The sequence below is a fragment of the Acaryochloris marina S15 genome (genome assembly GCF_018336915.1).
Classification (GTDB): Bacteria; Cyanobacteriota; Cyanobacteriia; order Thermosynechococcales; family Thermosynechococcaceae; genus Acaryochloris; species Acaryochloris marina_A.
In genome coordinates, this window is sequence record NZ_CP064927.1 from 25,192 (window position 1) to 50,005 (window position 24,814).

General features: G+C 47.8%; 16 protein-coding genes and 2 pseudogenes. 7 read left to right on the forward strand and 11 right to left on the reverse strand.

The features are described 5' to 3' along the window. Window positions 1-329 precede the first annotated feature (329 nt). Window positions 330-1,163 (forward strand): hypothetical protein, encoded by an 834-nt coding sequence (locus I1H34_RS31025; RefSeq protein WP_212667152.1) that lies wholly within the window; start codon window positions 330-332, stop codon window positions 1,161-1,163. 241 nt (window positions 1,164-1,404) lie between these two features. Here the strand turns inward: I1H34_RS31025 and I1H34_RS31030 are convergent, their stop codons facing one another. The 8 genes from I1H34_RS31030 to I1H34_RS31065 form a co-directional block, all read right to left on the reverse strand. After that, on the reverse strand, window positions 1,405-2,790 hold the full coding sequence (locus I1H34_RS31030) for a hypothetical protein (RefSeq protein WP_212667153.1): 1,386 nt from the start codon (window positions 2,788-2,790) through the stop codon (window positions 1,405-1,407). Between the two features lie 33 nt (window positions 2,791-2,823). Further along, window positions 2,824-3,501, reverse strand: coding sequence for a hypothetical protein (locus I1H34_RS31035; RefSeq protein ID WP_212667154.1), 678 nt, complete (start codon window positions 3,499-3,501; stop codon window positions 2,824-2,826). 6 nt (window positions 3,502-3,507) lie between these two features. Further along, complete coding sequence (locus tag I1H34_RS31040; RefSeq protein WP_212667155.1) at window positions 3,508-3,984, reverse strand: hypothetical protein; 477 nt, start codon at window positions 3,982-3,984, stop codon at window positions 3,508-3,510. Window positions 3,985-4,050: 66 nt separating this feature from the next. After that, on the reverse strand, window positions 4,051-5,469 hold the full coding sequence (locus I1H34_RS31045) for a hypothetical protein (RefSeq protein WP_249370359.1): 1,419 nt from the start codon (window positions 5,467-5,469) through the stop codon (window positions 4,051-4,053). Further along, a complete protein-coding gene (locus I1H34_RS31050; RefSeq protein WP_212667156.1) occupies window positions 5,354-6,466 on the reverse strand; it encodes a hypothetical protein in 1,113 nt (370 codons plus the stop codon). Before I1H34_RS31050 ends, I1H34_RS31045 begins: the two co-directional genes overlap by 116 nt. Window positions 6,467-6,469: 3 nt before the next feature. Then, a complete protein-coding gene (locus I1H34_RS31055) occupies window positions 6,470-9,595 on the reverse strand; it encodes a hypothetical protein (protein WP_212667157.1) in 3,126 nt (1,041 codons plus the stop codon). A gap of 11 nt (window positions 9,596-9,606) precedes the next feature. Next, window positions 9,607-10,302, reverse strand: a complete 696-nt coding sequence (locus tag I1H34_RS31060; RefSeq protein WP_249370339.1) for a hypothetical protein — start codon at window positions 10,300-10,302, stop codon at window positions 9,607-9,609. A gap of 47 nt (window positions 10,303-10,349) precedes the next feature. Then, the gene (locus tag I1H34_RS31065) at window positions 10,350-11,213 is read right to left on the reverse strand and encodes a hypothetical protein (RefSeq protein WP_212667158.1); all 864 of its coding nucleotides are present in this window, start codon (window positions 11,211-11,213) and stop codon (window positions 10,350-10,352) included. 793 nt (window positions 11,214-12,006) lie between these two features. Here I1H34_RS31065 and I1H34_RS31070 point away from each other — a divergent pair. Together I1H34_RS31070 and I1H34_RS31075 are read left to right on the forward strand one after the other, a co-directional pair. After that, window positions 12,007-12,819, forward strand: coding sequence for an SDR family NAD(P)-dependent oxidoreductase (locus tag I1H34_RS31070; RefSeq protein WP_212667159.1), 813 nt, complete (start codon window positions 12,007-12,009; stop codon window positions 12,817-12,819). Window positions 12,820-13,097: 278 nt separating this feature from the next. Further along, a pseudogene (locus I1H34_RS31075) lies at window positions 13,098-14,290 on the forward strand (IS256 family transposase). On the opposite strand, the gene I1H34_RS31080 reads toward I1H34_RS31075, so the two are convergent. From I1H34_RS31080 to I1H34_RS31085, 3 genes are all read right to left on the reverse strand, one after another. After that, entirely contained in the window at window positions 14,243-17,119 is a 2,877-nt protein-coding gene (locus I1H34_RS31080) for a plasmid replication protein, CyRepA1 family (protein ID WP_315874922.1), read from the reverse strand. The pseudogene I1H34_RS31075 and the gene I1H34_RS31080 sit on opposite strands and share 48 nt — an antisense overlap. Then, window positions 17,119-18,102 (reverse strand): hypothetical protein, encoded by a 984-nt coding sequence (locus I1H34_RS33045; protein ID WP_315874917.1) that lies wholly within the window; start codon window positions 18,100-18,102, stop codon window positions 17,119-17,121. The genes I1H34_RS31080 and I1H34_RS33045 overlap by 1 nt, the downstream gene beginning before the upstream one ends. A 493-nt stretch (window positions 18,103-18,595) precedes the next feature. Beyond that, on the reverse strand, window positions 18,596-19,936 hold the full coding sequence (locus I1H34_RS31085) for a sigma-70 family RNA polymerase sigma factor (RefSeq protein WP_212667160.1): 1,341 nt from the start codon (window positions 19,934-19,936) through the stop codon (window positions 18,596-18,598). Between the two features lie 730 nt (window positions 19,937-20,666). On the opposite strand from I1H34_RS31085, the gene I1H34_RS31090 reads away from it, so the two are divergent. From I1H34_RS31090 to I1H34_RS31100, 4 genes and pseudogenes are all read left to right on the forward strand, one after another. Beyond that, the gene (locus I1H34_RS31090) at window positions 20,667-20,873 is read left to right on the forward strand and encodes a hypothetical protein (RefSeq protein WP_212667161.1); all 207 of its coding nucleotides are present in this window, start codon (window positions 20,667-20,669) and stop codon (window positions 20,871-20,873) included. 623 nt (window positions 20,874-21,496) lie between these two features. After that, window positions 21,497-22,903, forward strand: a complete 1,407-nt coding sequence (locus I1H34_RS31095; RefSeq protein ID WP_212667162.1) for an ATP-binding protein — start codon at window positions 21,497-21,499, stop codon at window positions 22,901-22,903. A gap of 17 nt (window positions 22,904-22,920) precedes the next feature. Continuing rightward, window positions 22,921-22,995: pseudogene (locus I1H34_RS33200) on the forward strand (4-Cys prefix domain-containing protein); the annotation flags it as partial. A gap of 45 nt (window positions 22,996-23,040) precedes the next feature. Beyond that, on the forward strand, window positions 23,041-24,684 hold the full coding sequence (locus I1H34_RS31100; protein ID WP_212667163.1) for a serine/threonine-protein kinase: 1,644 nt from the start codon (window positions 23,041-23,043) through the stop codon (window positions 24,682-24,684). The last annotated feature ends 130 nt before the right edge of the window (window positions 24,685-24,814 follow it).

Here is a 24,814-nt window from a genome sequence, read left to right on the forward strand (position 1 = left end):
AACTAGCTCTGATAGTGCTTGGACATAGAGGGTTTATTCAGGACGAATTGGCGCAATTGACTCCGATTTAGGCTTAGGCTGACTACCCAAGCAGTGAGCTTACAAGTCGCTTTAGCTTGCATCACATCCGTCAGGGGTGAGATTACGCTATCCATTTTGAGAAGTTGCATATTTTTTTTGCGAATAAGTGATGTCTAGTAGGACAGTCTGTGGATTCATCAAATCCTGCACAGATAATTTCGAGCTAATCCTTTTAGACTTGCAATATCTGAGGCATGGACTTTCTACTAAATGTTCATTAAAAGACTAATTCAAGCAAGGAAATCAATATGTCGAAAGAGCTAGGATTGATTGCAATTCACGGAATGGGGGATACACCTATTGATTTCTCAGATGAGCTAGAACAAATATTAAGCCAACAAGTTGGTGGAGAACTTTGGAAAAAAATTCACTTTGAATCAGTATATTATCAGGGAATTCTTCAAAATAATGAACGGCGCGTCTGGAATAACATGCAACTGTTATCTACTGAAAAACTTCGGTGGTCTTTACTGAGGAAGTTCATGCTATTTGGACTCGCAGATGCCTCCAGCCTAGAGCATAAAGCTGATGCAGATAATAGTGTTTATAAACAAACTCAAAAAATTATTGCAGAAAGCTTACGTAAAACAAAAAGTCAATTAATTGATAAAGACCGTCCTGTAATTGTAATTGCTCAATCACTGGGTGGGCAGGTAATTTCTAACTACATTTGGGATTCCCAAACTGGAGGAAATGGTATTTGGAAGAATGGTACACCAGATTCACTAAATCCTAGTGCTGATGAAAAAGAGTTTCTGCAATTGAAAACGATGAGATCTCTCTATACAACAGGATGTAATATCCCCCTATTTGTAGCTGGATTTGATAAAATTTCAGCGTTTAATGGAGCAGTGATGCATCCTCAATTCCAATGGAAAAATTATTATGATCGAGATGATGTTCTAGGTTGGCCTCTCCAACCTTTATCTAATGACTATGACAAGCTAGTAAAAGATATAGAGATTAATGCTGGAAATATTGTTTCAGCTTTCACCCCATTCAGTCACAATGAATATTGGAGTGACCCTGATTTTACTAAGCCATTATCTCAAGAAATAGTAGGCATACTCAACAATCCTTAAAATTCCGCATCATTAGGTATCTAACAAATTAAGGCACGAATATAAAAATACTGTCGCTAGTAGATTTGAAGATAGATTTGGTTTCTATCTCATGTAAATTTTTTAGTGTACGGTTTTTATTCAATTTGTGTCAGTCTGTTCAATCACGATGAAGACAGTAATATGTTCTATAGAACTGTCTTCATCGTAATTCTTGGAATTTAGCTGTTGAATAATCAAGTAGAATGCAAAATTGATGAAATCAGCCAATCGGCACAATCTCAACCTCACCATCAAACCGCCAGTACTGGGTGATCTCTTGCCCGCCTCGCTGTCGTTGGGGATTGGATACAAGCCGGGAAATGTGATTCCCTCCCCGCACATCCGCTAACTGGTCCGTGGCGATCTCTCCCCCAATTGCAGCCACTGTCCCCATCACTCTATCCCCGAAAGATTCTCCTCCCTGGCGCTTCAGTTGCGCTCTCAGGTACTTAGTATTCTTGCGTCTGACCTCCATCGTCCCTGGCTCAATCTCTTGACCATTGATACTGACCACATGAGCCGTGAACTGCAAGCCATTCATCTTTTGAATCTTGGCCTCAGCCATCTGACCTTTATGAGGTCCACTGGTGATTTTCAAAGGAATGACCACCTGTTGAGCCTCTTGAGGGGATAACCATTCCACATGATCAATTACCTTGGCCTTCATGGAGGTCCGGGTCGGTGGTGCTGCACCCTGGCCTGAACCATAGAACTCAGACTCAAACTGATCCACCGTTTGAATCTCACCCGCCATAAAGTTGACCTGATAGTCAGGCTTTACTTTTGTCTGAGGTTTAGCTTTACTCCTATTGGCAAAGGCTAGCTTGACGGGTTTAGCCTGGGGCCGAGGGGTATAGGTGGGACGGGTGACTTTCGGGATTTTGCCTATCGAGGATGTTTGGGAGGATGACTGAGGCTTTTGACTGATCTGATAGCGGTTACAGCCTGGAACGTTCATACTCCGCTCCACATAGCCCACACATTCATTCAAGGAGGGGCCGCTAGGCTTAGACTTGGCAAGCAAGGAAGGGCTGGGCTTTGCTGGAGTATAGGTGCGTTTTGGAGTCGAGTTGCCATAGAGCCGACGAGGAACCCTGACGGTATTTTTTGGCTGGACGGGCTTACCCCCTACCTGCAAGGGTTTTTTCTGTCCAGCCTGCTGGGCTTTCAGGGCTTTCTGCTTTTGGGCCTGCTGCTTGAGCCGCTTTTGTCGTTGATCAAACGGCTCTAAGTCTGCGGCTTGAGTTAATCCCATGTTGTCTTGGGCAAGCTGGGCTTTCTCCAGTTCAGACTGCTGAAGCTTTTCCGTCAGGCTGATAATCTGCTTATCCTTATCTCCCAAGGCCATCACCACCTGGGGCTTCGGTCCCCATAGCTTATAGCCCACGAACCCAGTGATAAGCAGAGGGACGGCGATGAAACCAATCCTAAACCAGGGCTGCAGATAGTAGGGATGTTTGACCTTATCCCCTGGATCCACCATTTTCTCTAGATCGTTGATGGGACGACCCTCAGCCACCTTGTTCTCTTCTAAGAGTTCATTGAGTTCCGGGTCTTCCAACAATGTGGCTTTGGCTTCCTCGACCTGGCGTTTATCTGTCGGCATGTCTCGCTCCTTGTCTCTGTTCTCTGGGTTGTTCTAGGTGGGCAGGTCCACAATGTTGGTAATCAATAGCTCTGCATGGAGGGCATCATCAATCATGCGGCCCAGCTCTGTATCGGCAATTTGCCAGTTGGGTCTAAAACCTTGGACGGCTCTCAAGGTCAAGATTTTGTTGATTTTAACGGGGTTATAGATCAGGTTGTTTTGACCATCAAAGCGGTATTGGGTGGCGTATAGTCTGATATCCCATTCATGGGCTTCTGGATCTATGCGCTCAATCTTGGCTCCCGTGAGGGTGGTCTTTGTATGGTGGGATTTGCCCACATAGTTGGTGAAGGGGTCTTTGGCTTTGGCATAGGCGATGTGCTGACGCCCCAACCACTCGGCCCGGATATCAGGATGGATCTTGAAGGCTTGGGTATACATGGGCAGGGGATAGATCACCTTGCCTTCACGGTGGCCTTCACCATTCATGGGCCAGGTATAGGCGACGGAGACAAATTCTTGGGCAAATCTCAGGACCACATCATCACTGCGATAGAAGGGATCTACGGGCTGACCTTTGACGACTAACCCGGAGTCAGTCTGGATATACACCTGAGAGGGGGCTTGGGCTCTGGCTCCTTGGGTAAACCAGGAGAAGCACACGAGGATATTCAGCAAGAGAGCTGAAACTACCAGGAGGGGAAGGAATCGAGAGAGTTTCTTAGTCATTGGCAGTTACCACTCGTCGTAGATCGAATAATCAAACTCGGAATAAATATCGTCCAGGTCTCTCGTGCTTCTTCCATCACCTCCAGAGGTCGTTACCCCCAGTAGGAATTGCACCAATAGAAAGAACAGGGTCAATCCCGACAGGAAGAACCAGACAAAGATGAAATGGTCAAAGGTCCAGCAGAAGGCGAAATAGAACAGCACGGTCATCCCATAGATAAATCGGAAGTCTGACCACCAAAAGCGAAAGTCGGGGACAAAGAGCTGGCAAAATATGAGTCCACAGCCCAAGGTGAAAAAGGAGTCCAACCCGGATAGCTGCTCTGCCCCAGCAAAGATGCGGTGGTAGCCTGCAAACAGGGTGAGGACGATGCAGGCCATTACCCCAGATAAGGGAGTCAGATCGGCAAAGCCCCCGTTGAGAGTGATCAACATCAGGGCAAAGACGATAAAGATAACGGCGATGGTTTGGTACAAGGGCATGATTTTCTCCCTTTAATCTTGGTTGTAATGAACATAGGCAAGATGGCTTTTGAGATGCAAATCGGCTTAATAGGCTTGCTCTCTACGGTTACGAGAGGCAATCATGGCCGAGCTGGCAATGCCCCCGGCAATCCCTCCAGCCGCACCCGCCATTCCTAATGCTCCCCCTCTAAAGCTGGACGCTGCTTTGAACCCGCCATAGAACATAGAGGCAGAGACGAGGGGAGCGAGGAGGCCATAGGTCAAGGGAAAGATATATCCCCCCAGCTCAACCAAGGTTGGTTTTTGCAGCATCAAGGCGACGATGCCGATGCAGAGGATATTGCCAAATTCGGCTAGGGAAAACATCATCAAGGCGAACAGATTTAGATCAAACAGAAAGTGTCGCTTGGTGGGCATCAGGGAAATGGCATAGGTAATGGGGGCAGCGACGGCGGTTAGGTAAAACCCCATGTTCAAAAAGGTGGTCCACACCCATTGGATGGCTCGGAAGATCAGGCGATAGGTTTCTTGGGAACCATGCTTGGCGGCATCTGAGGCCAGTTCTCCCATTTTTTGCAGGGGGATGACGAAGGTATCTAGGTTCTCGGTTACGAAACCGGGTAGGCCATCCACGCCATACTTTTTGAGGTCCGTGGCGACGGCAATATTGGTCCCCACACAGCCCTTTTCACATTCAGCCGCAACTTCTTCTTGCAGGCTTTGGATATAGGCGGTCATGGACTGAATGCACTGAAGCTTTTTGTAGTACTGACGCTGTTCATCCGTCAGGGGGGTATCGGGGTTGGTGGGTTCTTCTAGGGAGGGGATGGTGGTAATGGGGGTTTCAATCAGGTTGCATTGCTTGGTGCGGAAGGCGATACTTTCTCGGTATTTCTCCGTTAGGTAGGCATCTTTAATGGCACTGCGGAAGGTGGTGGCGAATTCGGTCTGAACATAGGCTTCCCCTATGATGCCTAAGCGGACCTGATTGATAAATAGGCCGACGGCATGAACCCCGGCAAAGTTATTGGCTAAGAGGACGAGGATAACGACGACGGGGATAATGCTCTTGATGCTGAAGACGGTGCCTTTGGTGATGCTAGGGCCAGCCTGCATCATGCCTGAGCCGTAATGAAGGAGGACGACGAAGAGGGCAAAGAGGGTGACCCACCGGACGACGGTGCCAACGGCTCCAAAGGCGATACGGTTGGTTTGACCGTCTAATCCTTTAGAGCGGTCAAAGGTGGCTTGCCACAGTTCATCCCAAAACCCGTCATGGGCGGCAGAGGGTTCGAGATCGCTAATCAGGTCTTCGGCAAAGTCGGCATGGGCATGGGTCGCCATATGCAGAACGATGAGGATGCCAAAGAGGAGGGCAAGGGCAATTCTACGGTTGCGTTTGGGCTGCAGCCAGAGGCTGAGGTTCCACCAAGCCTGGGAAATGTAGGAGGTTACTGGTGTCGGATGCGGCCAGGTGCTGGTACATGTCCTTGAGCTTTTCATATTCATGCTGGTTATTGAGGGTGGTAAAGATTTGGCCTTGCTGGCGCAGTTGAGCGGCATCGAGGTATTGAGAGACGGTTTGCTTGTCTACGAGGATGGATTGGGTGGTGACGATGTTGCCTAGGGCTGAGGTGTTTCGCACCATGGATTCGTTGACGGCATTGAGTTGAAAGGCATTGCCCGCCAAGATGTTGGCAATCTCGGTGTTTTGCTTTGTCTCAAGTTTGTTGACGGCTTGGGTGGATTTGGAGCTTTGGGCTGAGGTGCCATATTCACCAACGACGGTGCTGGCATAGATGCTCTGGTCTTTGACTTGGGTAGAGGCAAGGACGGATTCAAGTCCTCCTTGAGCGGCGGCAGCGGCGGCATCTCTGGCATCAGCGGCCACCTGATCTTGGACTTTGAGGATCTCTTGGGATTCTGGGGAGTAGATAAAGTCCCCGGTTTTCTGGATGGCGTTTTTGTAGACGATGTTTTCGTTTAAGGCTTTGGCCCGCCATTCATAGGGTTCTTGGGGGTCGAGCTTTAAGACTCCAACAGAGCCAGCCGTGGCGTAGGCAGGGCCTTGATTACCTTGACCGATGAGGATGGGAGTAGATCGATTAGAGGCTGTGTTGGCTTTCTGGGGGTCGATGATGCCGTACTGTTCGAGGATGTTGAAGACGCCATCGGTAATGCTGCTGGCATTCTTTCCAGTAATGCCGTCATAGACTTTTTTGACGTTCTTGTAGGTCTGCAATCCTTGTTGGGCTTTGCCGAGGATGTCATAGAGCTTTAGGGTGCTTTGATGAAGGGGGCGTTTGTCGTTGCCCCCCAACAGGATGTCTTTGAGGAAGCTGGGTTTAGTGTCTTTGGCGTCTTGGTAGATATCATCGACTTCATAGATACCTTGGGAGTTATATCCATCAGTGGCATTAGAGAAGACTTGGGCTTTAGTGAGCTGGGGGCTAGAGAAGACGATGGCGATGGAGAAGATTAGGGCTTGAGGTTTAGGCATGGCTTAGACTCCGATATGAGACAGGGGCAGGTTGAGTTTGTAAGCCCGTTTCAGGAGATGCCCAAATTTGATATAGCCCTGGAGGGGGTTGTCAGGGTAGAGGGCTAAGATTCTATCTCTGGCTGCGGTTTCTTGGGGCTGGGTGCAGAGCAGGGCAATCATTAGGGCTGAGGTATAGAACAGGAGTTCAAAGTGCTGGTTGCCTTTGCGCAGATACCAGGAGGTACAGAGTTCCGCCAGGTTGGGAGCATATTCAGGACGGACATATTTGGAGAGGATGTCGGGCTTCAGGCGCAGATGTTTCGATGCATTCTCAACAGCGGTGGGATTGCAATGTCCATAGAAGACGGCATCTAGGTTGTTGAGGATATCTCTGCCCCCTTCGGATTGGACGAGGGTGTTCTCTTCGGTGCCCGCGATGACGACGTTCTTAGCTTCTTTACGGCCTTTGGTACAGATTTCTGCGAAGCGGATGGAGATGGAGCGGTACTTAAAGGTGGTGGAGATTTCATCGCCAAAGATGGCGGAGCGGGGATAGCGGAAGGACTGGAGTTCCATGAGGTTGATGGCGGCCATGGAATAGATGACGCTCTCTTGGGGGTCTTGCAGGTCCGTGAGGCCAATGACGAGGGTTTGCAGGTCGAAGTTAAAGGTGTTGACGCCGTTGATGGAGGCTCCCAGGTCCGTGGTGAGGACGGCTTCGAGTTCGGTGCGGATCATGGCAATGGCTTGCAGCTCTAGATCCTCACAGTCTTTGTCTTGTTTGTACTGTCTTACCCACTGGGGAAAGTAATCTACGAAGTCTTGGAGGATGGGCATTCGTTGGGATGGCTCAGACCCAAAGGCTGCGGCTTTGGCGATGCGGTAGCGTTGGTCTATGTCGGGTAAGGCCCGCCAGTCTTGGTAGCTGAGGGCGAGGACGGATTTGATGGTTTTGTAGAGGGGATGGTCGAGGTCGTCTCCGAGGACTAAGGCCCGCAGGAGACTGAGGTGGTTTTGCTTGATTTTTTTGAGGAGTTGAGTGGAGAGGAGATCGCCTGCCCAGCTTGTATCGATTTCAGCGAGGACGTTGATGATATGGGCTTTAACGTCGAAGTAAGCCGCAGCAACCCCAATGGCCTGAAGCTGCTTCATAAAGGGTTGATAGGTACTCTTGCCGTTACCGGGGGGCACATCAATGACGACGGTAAAGATGCGGTGGATGATGTTCTCGAAGATCATCCGGTTCATCAAAACGGATTTGCCGACTCCCATGGGTCCAAAGATGGCGATGAGGGCTTTCTGGAGGGCGGTGTTGAGATAGACGGGGATGGCAACGCCGCGAGAGACGAAGGGAACGCCTTTATCATCTATTGGCTGGGGGTGGACTAAGGGCATCAGGGGGATGCCCTGATTGCATTGGTATTCTTCTCGCCGCAGTTGAGGTTTGGAGAATAGGCTCTCCCAGTGAAAGGGGTGACTGGAAATCCAGTGGGTCATCAGGTGATTGCTGACTTGCTCGGTTTTGCTGGTGGGCAGTCGGCGAATCAGGTCTTGGACGGCAGCGGTGAGGCTGGCTTTGTCTTGGCGGTAGACCCAGATGCCGAGGCTGACTTTGAGGGGCCACCGACCGGAGCTGAGTTCTCGGGAGGCATCGACGAGTTCGTTGACATCGGTTTCGGCCTGAACGTTGCGGGTGCTGTGGAGGAGTTGGGCATCGATGGCTTTGCGGTTGCGTTCTTTGATGGCTGAGTTGACGAGTTTGAGGCGGGACTCGGGTTCAATCTGGGTGATTTCTGAGATCAGGCGATAGCCATGAAATCCTTCTAGGGATTGAAGGAGGAATTTCATATAGCCGATGGAGAGGAAGCTATCGATTTTGTTGTAGGTGCTGAGCTGGTTGATTTTGACCAATGCAGCCCACTGATCTTTGATGGGGTGATAGAGGGTGTAGAGGTAAGGGGTGGGAACGGCGGGTAAGCCTCGTTCGGGGCTGAAGAGTTCTCCGAGGATGTGATAGGGCAGGGTCTGATCTTCACTAAAGGGAAAGAGGCCCGCTTCACTGTAGGTAATGGACTGGGGGCAGGGGTCAGCAGCTTCTGAGTGGGTGTCTTCCCAGTCGATGGCCCATAGATCCGGTTTACTCATGGGCTGGGGTTTGACGCCCATTTGGGTGAGGGCTTGGACGGTGGGGATATACCCGGCTTGATAGGCTCGGTCTAAGACTTTCTCCCAGGCTTGTTTGGAGCTGAAGCCATCGGTTTGGGGGTTGAGATACTCTTGGAAGGTGCCGACGAGGGGCTGGGTATGGGCGAGGAGTTTATCTAGGCGGTCTTCTTTGACGGCATAGTCATCGGCCAAACTCAATCTGTATTTGGCATAGACGCGGATGACGGAATGGACAAGCTTTCCTTCTGCGGCTAAATCAACGGCGACTTGGGCCTCACTTTTGATCAGCTTTTCACTTAGGGGGTCGAGGTCATAATGGGTGATGAGATCATGCTGATGCAGAAGGACTTGATCTGCGGATCCTTCTACGTCCCAGAAGAATTTGAGTTCAATGCCAGGGATTTTCTGGAGGGCTTGGACGGTGGCTTGCAGCCTGTCCATGGCGTCTTGTTCTGAGAGGGTGGGGTCGATGCCTTTGAGGGTGAAGCCGAAGATGATCATGGCTCGGTCCTGCTTGTCTTGATGGACGAGGTAAAAGCCGATGTCTTCACCGAGGAGCATTTCTCCATAGGCTCTCAGGTCAAATTCGGATTCAATTTTCTTTAAGGCTTTCTGCTGAGGCTTTTGACGGAACAGTTGACTCAGTTTGAAGGGTTCAGGGTGTTCTTTAACCATCAGGGGGACTCCTCCCTTGACTTGATAATTGGGACGGTCACTGTAGTACCGTCGCTGTTTACTCATGCGGGCGAAGATGCGGGAATAGTCTTTGCCTAGGGCTAAGACGGTGAGGACAAAGATACCCAGCCACAGGAATGCGGCCATAAACCAGCCGATGGAAAAGCCGAGGATAAAGCAGATACAGCCACTGCCTGCGAGGGTGACGATCTGCTGCCCGCTCAGGAGTTGGAATTGAGTGGGGCCAATGTAGGGGTTGACGATGCCGTAGCGCAGTTCTTTTTCGATTTGTTCGGTCTGGTTCATTGCTCAGTCTCCTAGTTGGGGACGGTGGTATTGCCTTGGGGGACGTTTTGCCCACCCACGGGGACGGGAGCGGCGTTGCCACTGGACGTTAGCTGCAGGTTAAAGACGGTGACTAAGGAGGCGATCACCATGAGGGTGATGATCACGTTCATGTATTGAGAGAGGACTTCAAATAGGGTGCGTTTGCTGTTGTGGGATTCGGCCCCTGCCATAATCAGGCCGACGATGACGACGAGGAAGAAGACGATCATCAGGGCAATCATGAAGGCGCAGAGGGAGTAGGCGAGGACGCCGCCGAGGAACCAGGCCAAGGAGGTGTCGATGGCTCCAAGCATGGGGCCAATGAGGAAGAAGCCGGAATCACAGGCACTTGCAGGGGCGTTGCCGATGTTGTTTTGGGCTTTCACCATGGATGGAGTGAGGGCGATCAGGGTTGAGAAGAACAGGTAGAGGCCCAGTTTGGATTGAATATTGAGTTGTTGGTAGAGGTAAAGGAAGAGGGCGGTGGACCAGACCATTGCCATGATTTCGAGCCATGCAATCTGGGTGCCTAGGTTCAGGGGGAGAAGGACGGGGCTGAGGGTGAGGAGGATGAGGAGAACTGGGGATGACCATTGGGGTCCGTGTTTGTGGGCATAGTGCCGAGCGGTTTGAAGGGATAGGGGAGGCATGGTGAGTCCATCTCCGGTGGGGGACGATAGAAACATAGGCAAGATGACCTTTGAGGTGCAAACTTGCTGTAACAGCAGTACTTTTAGGGACTAACGCCACCGTGACCGAGGAGGTCGTTGAAGGTCTTTTCAGGCAGTCGGGACCAGCGCAAGGCTTTTTCAATGGATACATCCCGTTTGAGGTAGCGGGCCATGGATTGAGCGAACCAGTAGTGGTCATGATTGCGGTTGATTTGCCGCTGATTCTTCGCCCGATGCAGCCCTCTGATCAGATAGTTGGCTAAGGCTTTGTTGTCTAGGGTCGAGCGGTCGATGAGGGTCCGACCCGTAGCGGATACTTTGGCGATGCTGGGGACGGGTTTGGGGGTTGTCCTGAGTTTGAGGACGGGTGGGGATTTCGGGTGGCTCAGGGTGGAGGGCGGTTTAACAGGCTGGGCGGTTTGGGGTGGAGTTAGGGCTTTCCAGTTGGGGCGAATGAGTGGGGTGGCGATGGGTGCAACGGTTGGTTGGGTTGGGATGTGCGCCACTTCCCCGATCTCTGCATTGTTGGAGACGGTTTGGCTGGGGACAAAGGCTGTTCGGATGTTGTCTGGTTCCCTGCCAGATCGTTTCACTAGGAGGGTAATGGTTTGCTCTCCCCCTGGTCCCATAACCCGTAGGAAGACGCTGGCTTTCTTGGCTGTGCCGTTTGGGGTCCACTTGAGAAGGAGTTGCTGGTTATCGTTGCGAGACAGGCTTAAGGCCCGCAACTGTTGAGGGTTGCTGGGAAAGGCTTTGATGACTCGGTAGTTTGTGTCTGAGAAGTCGAGGAGATGGTCTACTTCTGAGACATCCAGTTTTTGAGTTTGTTTGAAGGCTTGATCTATGGGGACGGTGGCGGGATTAGCCAAGACTGGCGTGGATGTGATCGCCAACAGCCCGAGTGACAATATCGCGGTTTTAAGCATTTTCTGTGTGGCCGATGAGCTACACAGGGAACATAGGCAAGATGGCCTTTAAGGTGCAAATGGAGATTTGTCGGCAGTAGGGTAATTCAAAATAGTCAGACGATGTAACTGGAAATCCTTCACTCAATTACTGAGGTCTAGAGGGTGATGTTGCCAACCAGTTGCTGCGATCCATACCTTTCGACCCTCTGATCTACTATCTCTGGTTCTTGAGTGACAGATTGACTTACTCAGAATCACCAGCCAGATACAGATATTCTCAGGTTTGATGTGTCCTACATTTCGTGTTGTAGATGGGTACGTCGCTGCAAAGCGAGTGAGAGGACCGATGTTCCCATGAGCATCGATTATTTACAAACTGAGAATATTATGTACTTATATTAAATGAGTAAGAATAAGTTAAAAATATTGTAGTTAATTGATTTAATTGTTAGATTGTGTGTATTGAATTCTCAATTGTTTGTACATCTCTAAATTTGGTCCTGAAAGCCATGTAATATGTGACTGTAAGTACAATTCGCTCTCGCTTCAATTTCTTCAAGAATTGATTCACACCTTGCATTACTTTTTATCTTGCTTTTCTTAAATATATATTTTTGTAAATAATTTTCTCAGAAATAGCTCTCCATTTCTGATGCTTTTTCTCCTTATCTAACCCTTTTTGTCTACGTTCATACCAGCTTTGCCTGACTCATCCTGTCGCTGTTCTGGGGATGAGCTTTGGGGCTGATGATTTGATGGACTGTCCAGCATTGCACTCTTAATCTTTAGATCTTCTCAGGAAGGATATCCCATGAAATTACAAGGGAAAACTGCGCTCGTTACTGGAGCTTCACGCGGTATCGGTCGAGCGATTGCTCAAGAATTAGCCAAACAAGGGATGCAGAAAATTATTCTCGTCGCCCGCAGTCAAGACAGATTGCTCATGGTGGCTGATGAAATTGATGTGATGGGCACTGAAGCTATTGCTCTGCCTTTGGATTTGACCCAAACTGTTGAGGTCAATATTGCCATCGCGAATGCCTGGAAGCAGCACGGACCGATTCATTTATTGGTGAACTGTGCTGGGGTCGCTCATCAATCTCCTTTCTTGCAAACTAAGCTACCTAAGGTGCAAGAAGAACTCTCTCTGAACCTCATGGGAATTTACACCATGACTCATTTTCTCGCCCGACGAATGGCGAGTAAGAAAGAGGGACGTATTGTTAATGTTTCTAGTCTCATGGGTAAAATCGGTGCGCCCACTATGGCGACCTACTCTGCTACGAAGTTTGCGATCTTAGGCTTTACCCAAGCCCTCCGCAGTGAGTTGTCTCCTTACAACATTAAAGTCACTGCTCTTCTTCCTTCCTTAACGGAAACCGATATGACACATAATACTCAGCGGTTTCGCTGGGTCGCTTCTATGACTCCTGAAAAGGTTGCGAAGGTCTTTGTCGATAGCCTCGGAAAGGAATCACCTGAAATCTTGGTGGGATGGCAAAGTCACCTCGCTGTATTAGGAAATCGTCTGGCTCCAGGGGTATTGGAATGGTGCTTGAAACTCACTGCTCCTAAAGCAGATAAGCAGACGATGAAGAAACCTATTTTTAGCAGTGGCTTCTAATCTGTTTCATCAGTATCCAGCTTTTGGGCTTGGCGAACGGCTTGGCTTGGTCTATGGGAATGATGGCGGGATTGGCGAGGGCTGACGTGGATGTGTTCACCAACAGGTCCGCTGACAATATCGTGGTTTTGAGCATTTTCTGTGTGGTCAAAACTGATTATTTGGAGACTGTAAATTATTTTGTGTAAGCGGTTTAAAGTACATCCAGATTGAAGGAGACCGCTTTGAAAAAACAACGCCACTGTGATCCAAAAGTTGAGCAACTTCTTGATGAACTGATGCAGGACTACAGCAGTCCTGAGCAGATATTGGGGAGGAGGGATTAATCAAGCAATTATCAAAACGCCTGATTGAGAAAGCCTTACAAGCAGAACTGAGTCATCATCTGCAAAGCACACCCACAGGAGAGTCTCCATCGCCTTCAAAATCGGGCAATAGTCGTAATGGGTATTCCGCTAAAACGATCAATACCGAACAAGGGGCTTTCGACCTTCAGATCCCTCGAGATCGCCTCAGCGAGTTTGAGCCGATTATTGTGCCTAAAGGCCAGCGTCGATTGGCCGGTCTTGATGAGAAGATTTTGGCACTGTATGCACGAGGGAGCAGTACCCGAGATATTCAAGGCCAGCTGGAAGAGTTGTATGGAATTGAGCTATCCCCAACCCTGATTTCTCAAGTCACCGATGCGATTACGGAAGAAGTCCGTCAGTGGCAAACTCGCCCCGTGGATGCGCTGTATCCCATCCTGTTTTTGGATGCATTGTACGTCAAAATCCGCCAAGAAGGACGGGTTAAAAGTCGGGCAGTATATGTAGTACTAGGGATTAACCTCGATGGCCACAAAGAAGTCTTAGGCTTATGGATCGGACCTCAAGAACGGGAGGGGGCTAAATTCTGGCTCAAGGTCTTGACGGATCTCAAAAATCGGGGGCTACAAGATGTTTTTATCGCTTGTGTAGACGGATTAACAGGTTTTCCAGAAGCCATTGAAACCCTCTATCCCCAGACTCGTGTGCAACTCTGTATCGTCCACTTGATCCGCAATTCTCTCAAATATGTCAGTTGGAAACACCGCAAGGAAGTTGCAGCTGATCTCAAGCCGATTTATCAAGCGGCAACGGTCTGTGAGGCGGAAGATGCTCTGACTCACTTTGCCGATAAGTATGATCAGGTTTATCCCACCATCAGTCAAATTTGGCTGCGCCATTGGGAAAGGGTGATTCCTTTGTTTGATTATCCGCCTGACATTCGCAAGGCCATTTACACCACCAATGCCATTGAATCAGTCAATCGTAGTCTCAGAAAGGTTTTGAAAACTAAAGGAGCATTCCCAGATGAAACCTCTGTCTTCAAACTGCTGTATCTTGCACTCAATAACATTTCCAAAAAATGGACGATGCCCATTCGAGATTGGAAAGCAGCTTTAGCAAGATTTGCTATTGAGTTCCCTGAACGATTCCCTATTGACTAGATGATTGAGCTTACACAAAATTCTTGACACTCCCTTATTTGCACCGATAACAGCACCTGATCCATCGCCACCACCCAAAATCACCTCGGAATCCACAGAGATTCCATCATCACCACCCTCTTCCTGCCCGATTTCCTGATCAGATCCATGACAAAATCCATCGATTTCAGATCGCTTTTCAGTTTCTGTAATTAGATCATCCTCTTTATTACAGAGTTCACAACTTGGTCTATTTTTCTCTAATCTCTGATTCCATTTCGCCTGAAATGCCTTCAGCATCTGGTCTTTATAAGCTTCATTGCCCGAATAGCGAATCACATACAGACTCACAGATTCCTCACTGCCTACCTTCACCAGCTCATGGGCTACCCGCTTAATGAGCTTATTGGCGATGGCTAATGCACTCTGACCCTCACAGATGACATTCCTAAAGTGTCGATAGATCTGATAGCGATATTCCAACGCCTTCACCTTGATATCCTCCAGCCGCTGATCCACCTCCGACATCACCATAATCTCCATCCGCATCCGGGCCTCAACCTGCTCATATCGAGCCTGGGTAAACGCCTGAGACTGCTGCTCAATGGCGTCCAATAAACTCTGCTTCTGGCCTTTAAGCCCCTGCTTCTGCTGCTCTAACTGCTCCAGCTCCCCCTTCAGCTTCTTCTTCCTAGGATGGGCTTTCCTGCCCAATGCAGTCAGCTTGGCCTGAATCACCTTCTGCTCCTGAACCAACTCACTGATCTGCCCAGACAGTCCCTTGACCTCCAACCTCAATGACTGTCGTTGTCGCTGTACCTGACGCCCCTTCTCCAACGCCTGATCGTAGGCTTCATAGTCCTTGCTGGTGACGTTGTAAGTATCCACTAAATCAAATACGCCGATATCACGAAGTAGCTGCACCTGAATTCGATTATTGGATAACCGATGAGTCAGAACGAACTTGCTATTGAGCTGTTTCATAAAATTTCTCCTATCTAATTCCTCAGCTACTTCAGGGTGATAGGACATCCAATGCAACTTAGTGGCACTCTTTAACCGACCTCGATGTTCCACACAGACTTGATGAATAAACTCATCCGTCAGCTCTACCCCTGGCAACTCATCCTGCAACAGTGATTTCTTGGCATCCAAGGTATCTGCATAGGTGGCTGATGAACTCCCCATGACTCGTATGGCCTGCTCCACCGTGAACCTTTCCCCGTCAGCCGTTCCCAGCATCACCGCAGTTTCCACCTCAATCTGCTTCCGCACCTTACTAAAGGCTTCCACCACCGTAGAATTGCGCTCCTTCAGCTCCTCCAACTCAATGGGGTGCCCATGTCCTTCTAAGAGAACCAGCAATGATTCTCGCAAAGCTAACAAGGATGCAATGGAGCGAGTCTGATATCGAGCAAAGCTGACATTGTGAATATTGTTGGGATTCTGCTGATAAGCCTTCAGTGCTGCCAACTGTTGAGCTGTTTCAGGAGACTGGTCATGAACCAACTGCTGTTCTAAATCAATGGAAGCAGCCACATCTTGTCCATACTTGGACTGAAGCATGATGCACTGCTCTACAGACTTAATGGAAGGAATATCAGGGATATGAGCCTTCCGAGTCACATAGATCTCACGAGTGACCTTGGCTCGATATCGCCAGAGCTGCTGATAGACACTGCGGGCATGATTGGATGAGGCATAGCAGAACACTCTGCTGAAATAAGGAATCAACCGAGGTTCATCAATACTGACTCCACTTTCAGCAGTGGGACTTAAGAACAAAGCCGTGGGCTGATATTCTTCGACAAACTGAGTGGGATTAGCCTGGAATATCTTGTTCTCAGGCCGCTCCGATGTCTTGCGGTCATGGCGCAGAATCCCCTTAGCAAACTCCGGGTTCACATCCGCAATCATCCGCTCTAGCTTCTCTAGGAATTCCTGAGAAGTTGCCACAACGATAAACCGCTCATTATCAGCAACAGCAGTTAGGATTCTCTCTAGAAACTGAGAAGTCTGACCTGAGAACACCTTCGTGGGAAAGTTGTCGTTAGGCTTAAACTCATTGACGACAATCTTAGTGTTGTATTTGCCCCCAGTAATGCCCTTGATATAGTCAATGGGAATTTGAGACAGGGAATCTTCCAACAGAATGATGTTGCCTCGGGTTTCCAATACTCTGTTAGCAATGGCATGAAAATGCTCCAGGATCTGATTCTGCCGATCTCCCAGAGTCTGACCTGACAACACATGGAAGAGGGCAGCATCTGCCTCGTCCAAAATAATGCAGCTATCCGGTTCAATATCATCGACATCAATCTTGAGTAGGCTATCGAAGCAGAGCAGGATAGACCGCTCAGACCGAAACCCCATGCTGATATCGCCTTTGTATTCCTTCTGCAATCGGAATAGGTGAATGAGATTGTAGAGAGTATTACCATAGGCATCTTTAGACGTGAATCGCTCCTCAGTGTTGTAGAGTAGGTTGTTTCTATAACCGGGCATGATCACCTGGCCCTTGACTCCCTGCACTAGAGACTTCAGCATCTCTGTTTTCCCTGTGCCACACATGGAAGCAATGGCAACCACAGACCCTGGATCAATCACACCAAGATCCGAGAGTTCAATGTACTGCTTGTTGATGATGGCGGTAGGGGTATCCGTTAGACCATTCAGCTTCATAAAAAGCTGGCCCAGTTCATATTCCAGACCCAGGCTATTGAAGAACCAAGTGGGCTTGAACACAATCTGAGCCAGTTCCACTGGAGTCAGTTCATCAACATCAACAGCGTTATCTTTATAGTTCTGACCCCACCAGGCCACTTCCACCTCATAGCCCCACTCTTCCATCAGTCGAATAACCCGCTGATACTGGCGAAAGACATTGAGGTTACGGACAGCCCCAGCATCAGGATAGAGAGTGATGATCGGGGGCTGGGATGCCTCTTTGGATAGGACTGATAAAGATTCCCGCAGGGTTTCAGGAGATGAGGCCCACATGCCCCTGCTGCCCCTATGACGGGGATATTGAGGCGAGTGCTAGTGAGATAAGGCTTAACCCCAGTTCCTTCCACAAGGGCAATCCGCGAATAGGGACCAAAGGACTTGTAGACGGCTAAGGGAATTTCACCGTTGACGTGAGGACCATTGCCGTCAGGATGGCGACGGGTTGAGCTGGATAGCCAGATATAGCGGTTGTCCTGATGAACATTCCGCTTCCGCAACTGCAAGGCCACGATTTGACCGTGGACATCATAGAGAGGCCACAGATACCCTCCCTGAGAATTGAGGATGCCACCGGGGAGAACACCGGGTAGATCTGAGGATAAGTTTTGGACTCTTTGGAACTGGCCCACGGAGACGGCATCGAAACCCTTGATTTCAGCCTGGGACATGCCCCGCCGATCCAAGTCTCCTTGATCCATTGAGCAGAGGGAGAGACCAGAGAGTAGCTTTCGGTACTGCTGATCTCGGAGTTGGGGAGGGAGTTCTCTAGCAATGCGTTGGCGACGTTCTTCATCGGCCTTCTGATCGCGGATGGCTTTGCGGGCTTTCCAGTCAATAGAGTTGTAGTCTTTGCCTGTGTGGGGTGCCCAAATACCCCAGGTGTTATCTTTCGATAGCTTGCGGAACTGATAGCCGTTGATTATACCGACATCATAGGTTTCGTTGAGGCAAAGGATGATTTCGTCGCCTTTACTGCATCGTCCATCATTAGAGTCACAGATTGGGCAATGGTTACTTCTTTTGAAAGGGGTCAGCTTCGAGGTGCTTCTCGTTGAGGAGCCAAAGCCGAGGTGAGTTGAATTGAGATCTAGGAGAGTGGAGGTCATGGGTTGCCTCCTTGATACATAGGTGTAAATGTCGATTCCCGAGCCATTAGCAGCTCGGGGAATAAAAATATAGAAACCATGAAAAGTCCCTCTATCGTTTGTCAGTAGAGAGATAGAGAGATGTGGTAAGTAAAGTTCAATTACAAAATTCTTGCAGCACAAACTAGGCTGCACTAGAATTAGAACACACCCCGTGGGTCACTAACTTTTGTCTTCCAAAACTTCGGTTAGATCCCGCTATCCCAAAAAAATATTTTGTTTTTCTTGGATCCCTAGCTATTTCCCGTAGCTGGGATTCCTTTTTTTTAGGTCATTGTCGCCTCCTGGGGAAAAATATAGGGATTCTTAGTGAACCATACTACGCTTCAGCCCTCAATACGCAAAGGCTTTAAAACAAAAGATCATCAAGGGTTTCAGGATCTGAGGCAGCACGATTCGATGAGGAAGACATGGGTCAATTCCTCGGATAAGAATGAAGCAATTCGTTGTTGGTTCAGGGCAAACTTTCATTAGAATCATTCGGCGGTCGAGGGTGTTCTCTCCTGTATCCAATCCCAACATCTTGCAATAAATCTGTAGTGAAGAACGACATTATTGACCTCCTTTTGTTCGGTTGATCATTGTTCTGAAATCCTCTAATAGCATGAGATATAAGCGCTAATGGCAGCAAAAGCATACGGAGAATTACTGGGCTGAATCCCAGATATCCTCTCCAATCGTCTTGAGTTCTCTCCAGTTGACGGCATCGCTGATTCTCTGAGGTAAGTCGATGCCTCGCGACATCAGCAATCCCGTGATTGCTACACCGACGAAGAACCAGAATGTGTTCCTGAGCATTGGTTAGTTCTCCATGATCATGAATATGACTCTCTTTATTGGTTTGATTGAAAATCCGTTTGATAACTTTGCTGATTCTCCCGCCTAGTCGTGAGGCGTCAACTCGTTTTATGGCAGGTTCTCTGACTTCTTTAGGTGCAGGTAGGTCGAGAGGTAACTGATCACCCTCGCCAACTGGCTCAATATTGTGGTGGGTGGATACGGGAGTAATTGGCTTCAGGGTTCCTGTTGCCAGTGCTGACAAAGTTTCCTTTGCTCCTTTAACCAACTGGCGTACTCGCTCTCTGGATATCCCTAGCCGTTTCCCGATTTCTCGGTTGTTATGGCCTTGGTGTTTAGCAATCAGCATTGAGACCTGGCGATCTTCCAAGTGACCCTCACCTTGGAGTTGATCAAGAGTAGTTAGAATCTCAGCCTCTTCTGAAGTGCGCCAAGGATCAACAGTTTCATCGGACTGAAAATCTAGCCACTCAGGACAATCATCGTCAAACCTTTGGTTAAAGCTCAGGGGCTGAACAAAAGCCTTATGTTGCCAGGTAGTCAAGATTTGCTTCTGAGATAATCCACTGCGCTCTGCAATCTCTTCTAGGGCTGGCTCTCTGCCTAACTCTTGACTAAGAGCGGTTGAGACTTTTGATATTTTGCGAAGATTGGTTAGTGTATTGCGACTAATCCCTGCCTCTCTACAAAAGCAGTCTCGAACTTCAGACCAAAGAGTTGGCACCAAATAAGTTGAGAATTTATTGCCAGTAGACAATTTAAATCCTCTTGCCGCTAGGACGACAGCCATCTCTCCAGCAGAGTTTAAGATTCTGTGATCCACTTGAAAACCATAGCGCTTGACCTCTTTGGTGATCAGTCCTTTGTTTTTACGAATTAGCTGACGTGATGCCCGCTCGTCCCCAGCCTTGATTCTCAGAATCAGATCGTATTCTTCTTCACGGGTAAGGAGTTCGGTTTTTTGGGTTTGTCTGTTGCGTGAAGTAGCACCTATCATGGGCTTAACCTCAATAGATTCTTTTTCGGTTTCTGAGGTCAGTGGCTCTCTGGTTGTTTTAGTAGGCGGTTAGAGAGCCACTTGAATTATTAAATTGAACAACGGTGCTGAAGCACTGGCGGGTTTCTGAGGTTGGTGGCTCTCTGGTTGTTTAGTAGGCGGTTAGAGAGCGGAATTGAATTGTGGGTAATCTGGCTAACAGGCTTCTAAATAATCGTTTGACTGGTAAGTTCTTCTTTAAGAGCGAGCTTGGGTATTTCCTTGGTCTACTCTGCTGGTTGTTGCCGATTCTTATCTTCGTTAGGTGTGGTTGGTGATCTGGTGGGTTGGTAGGAGAGAGCCAAGCCAGGATTAAGTTGAGAAAATTTTCTGAGAAAATCCGTGCCCAGCTTACTTCAGTACATTTTGTGTTGCTGTAAAGCTTGCGGGTCAAGGGGATTTGCGTTTTGAATATGATGTTGCCTATCATTTAAATATGACCTTCTGAAGGATTCTAGGCTCTCTAATTACGTTTTGGTGGCAGATTAGGGGGTCGATTTTTTTATCGTGCCTTTAATATAGTAGGTATCGATGCGTAACGCTAGCGCGTGATAAGTTTTAACATAGTAAATATCAGTGCGTAATGCTAGTGCGTGGAAACTTTAATATTTATCGATACACACCGCTACGTATTTTTTAGCTCATGACTACTGCTGTGTAACAGTAGTCATGGCGGAACAGCGGTGTGTAAGTGACTAGGAAGCGAAAGCCAGCCAAGGAAAAATTTGTGAAGCGCAATTTAAGCTTGCCGCCAGAATTTAATGATGACGTGGTTGAATACTGCGAAAGTCGGGAATATCCGGTTTCGTTTAGTGCTTTCGTCCGTCGTGCTATAGAAGAAAAGTGGGAGCGAGAAGGCCATACGCCTCAGTCACAAAGAGAAAATGAAGGTGAGTAGGAAGTGTGATCGGCAGAGTTACGAATAAGCGAATCGTGATTTTTCGCTAGAAGCTATTCCCCGTAGGCAAACGCGGCAACAAGGTTCTAGTGATTTCGACTAGAAAATAATCTAAGAGTAAGCCTGGGTAATGACTGGCGTGGCATCTCTGCGTTTGACTATGGTTGCTCTGAAAATTTGTATAAGTACAGGGCTGTGATGTTGGTTGGAAGAATCGACTCAAGAATAAGGTTGTAATTGCGCTTGCAGTTGTGTGAGCTAAAGCAAATACAAGAGCTAAGCTAAATAAACATGTTGCCTTGTCATAGCCTACAACAATATATTGCATAGAGAAAGATTCTATTACTTCACTACAAATGTTTAGTTTTATTAAAAAGCACATATACTTTTTTGTTTATTTAGATCTGACCATATTGTAGAAAAACATATAATCTATAGTTAAAATATTCCATTTATTAATTCTTAAAACAACAGGCAGTGGATGTGATTAATCGTGTAGTAAGTTCTATTTGAAAATCACCTATGGTTTGAGCTAGACAGCTAGAGGGATTTGCAAGCATTTAGCTGCTTTTGCCATAACCTCGTAACCCATATCTAGGTGTTATTTATTTGTAGTTGTATTTATGAATGACAAGGGTTTAGGCGTCGGTGAAGCGATAGAGCTGATCGATAACTGGCTAGTGGCTAGGAATCGTAAACAGCTCACTTCAGCAGAGAAGCTTCTGATCTCTGCTGCTTGGGAGAATCGGAAATATGAAGATGTAGCGGAAGAATCAGGTTACAACCCTGATTACCTCAAACAAGCAGGTCAAGGTTTGTGGCGAACGCTTAGTCTTGTGATTGGCAAGAAAGTGACCAAGACCCGCCTAAGAAGTATGGTTGAGGGTAAAAAGCTGGAATTAGCTCGCCATCAATTGACGAAGAAATATTCTAAAGAAATGAGGGGTGAGCTTGAGCCTCCTGAGTTTACTGTTCTGGGTCGTCGCCCCCCTACGGTTGAACAGTATTTTGGGTATAAAGCAGAGCTAGCGATGCTTCGGCAAAGTGTACTAGAACGTCAATGTGTCTTAGTAGTAGGCCAGGCAGGTATTGGCAAGAGTTCACTCTGCTCAAAGCTGTTGGAGCAATTGAAGATATCTGCTGATAATCATTTTGAGCAAGTGGTCTGGCAGAGTATGTCTAGCCATCAGAATCTTGATAGCTTGCTGGAGGAAATATTTAGATGCTTGAAATTAAGCCCCTATGACTCATCTAAGGATCTGACGGTTCAAGTTACTGAGTTAGTTGAATTCCTCCATCGTGAAAAGATCCTGATCGTACTTGATGGTGCGGAGGAAATACTTAAAGAGGCAACCAACAATAATCAGTACGGTAAGAACGAAAACTATGGTTGGTTCTTAGAGCAGATAAGGGAGTGTTCCCATTCCTCTTGTTTCCTGATTACCAGTAGAGAGCCCTTTAAAGATCTGGAGTTCGCCGAAACGTCGGGCCAATCGGTACGCATCATGGATATCAAAGGACTAGGACAAGATGCATATCGTTTTCTAGAATCCCAAGGACTGATGGATACGAATGATGGATTTAGATTATTAATCCATCGCTATCGGTCAAACCCGTTTCTTCTCAAATTAGTTTCTGCTCGAATCCGTAACTATTTTGGTGGGGATGTGAACGCCTTTATTCAATGCGATTCCATCTTAATGAGTGAGTCTGTCCAGCAAGCCCTGGATACTCAATTTAGATTAGGAATTTGGACCGCATTAGAACGAGAATTAATGCAGATCTTGGCGCATTCCGATAAAAATGGAGAGGGGATCTCTTTTCAAGAAGTATTTCAGATGCTAAAACAGCAGAAAGGCGATTTATCCATGCATGAGTTTATCGCAGCAATAGATAACTTGGTGAGTCGTTCATTGTTGGAACGCTGCCAAGAAGATAGTGAACCCTTAATCTTGTCCCTGCAACCCGTCATTCGGAAATATCTGCTTAAAGATCCATCAGGAGTGATACAAGAATCCCTTGCTGCATAGTTGAAAGATGATGAAATGTGACCTGCTACTGTTTCAATCCTCGCTGTCAGACTAGGGAAAACTCAGATACCGATTTGGTGTGTCCATCTTGTGGCACATCACTACTTGTAAAAAATCGATATCGACTCTTGAACCCTTTGCGTCCAATCGATGGTCCTATTCCTCAAGCAATTGAAGTTTTTGAGTGTGAGGATACAACAGGAGGTGAAGGCATTGATCCGGGAACTCACCTGATCATCAAGATACTTTTGGTCAGCGATCGGTTTGAGTCCTATGACGCCAAGCGGGTTAATCTACTGTATCGAGAATCGAAAGCTCTCCTCAATGTTGAACACCCTGGAATCCCTATTGCTCCCAAAAATGGTTTTTTCTGTCTGAATGACACGGGTATCGCTAAGGAAGTGTACTGCCTGGTTCAACAGAAAATTGAGGGCCAGACGCTAGAAGAGTGGCTAGACGATCAGGGTTCCATTTCAGAGAAACAAGCATTGGATTGGTTGAATCAACTCGCAGAAACCCTTCATGCCGTTCACCAAAAGGGATATTTCCACCGAGATATCAAACCCGCAAATATCATGATTAAGCCAGATGGGAAGCTGGTGCTTATTGACTTTGGGGCAGCAAGAGATCTTACTGATACCTTTTTAGCAAGGATTAGCTCAGCTCCTTTAGAGAGTGACTACAAACATGAGCTAGAGGTCACGAGTATTTTTACGGCGGGCTATGCTCCACCGGAACAAATGAACGGCAAAGGATTACCCCAAAGTGACTTTTATGCTCTTGGTCGCACCTTTGTTCACCTTCTCACGGGTGTTCATCCCAATCGATTACCTGGAGATATTTACACTGGGAAATTGACCTGGCGAGATAAGGTCCCTCAGCTCTCCAAGCCTTTCGCTGATTTCCTCGATCAGCTGATGTCGATCCCACCGGGAAAGCGGCCCCAAAACACAGCATCCCTATTACTGTATTTACAATCTTCATTACCTAAAAAACTAAAACGCAATAGACTTTTCAATGATCGACGATTTCAGTTTGGCCTTGGCATTCTATTCTTATTGCTTCTGGCAATAGGGTTTAAGTTAGGGACACAACGCTTGTCGCGCTACTATTTCCTATTGGCAAATGAACAGCAGAGCAAAGGGAAGTTGGCAGAAGCCAGAGGCTACTACGAGCGGGCTATCCAGTTGAATTCAACTAACAAGACTGCCTACAACAATCTCGGAGTGGTCTGTCAGCAATTACAGGATGTGGATTGCGTCTTAGAGAGCTATTACAAAGGACTGGACGTTAAGCCTAATGATGAGGTGCTATTTTACAATCTCGGCACCATCCATGAAGATGTCCAAGACTATGCCAAGGCAAGGCAGTATTACCAAAAATCGATTGATGCGAGTCAAGGACAATACCTAGCCCCAGTCAACAACCTGGCGAGGTTAGACCTGCTCGATAATAAGCCCCAAGCAGCCGAAGCTCGGATTCGGCAAGTGTTAGATCAATCTGACCATGATCGGGTGATGGCATCCCTGTATAAAAATCTGGGATGGGCACAGTACCAGCAAAAACAATACGTTCAGGCCGTTGTAAGTTTAAAGAAGAGTATGCAGTTTAACCCTGAAGAGGTTAGTACTCACTGTCTATTGGCAAAAGCTGAGAATTCTCTGGGCCAACCTTCTGCAACTAATTGGGAAATATGCCTTCTTGCCAAGTCTGACCTGCCCGAAGTATGGGAATGGAGATATCAGTATATTCAGCAGAAAGAGAAGATAGTCAAGCCCTAGGCTTGCATTTATCTCTCGCAACTAGATAACTTATATCTAATGCATAAACTACTTTTACGACCCTCTCTGCTTTTGCCTTTAATAGCTGTAAGCTCATCCCTTCCGCTTACAGCAAGGTCCAAGCCCTCTC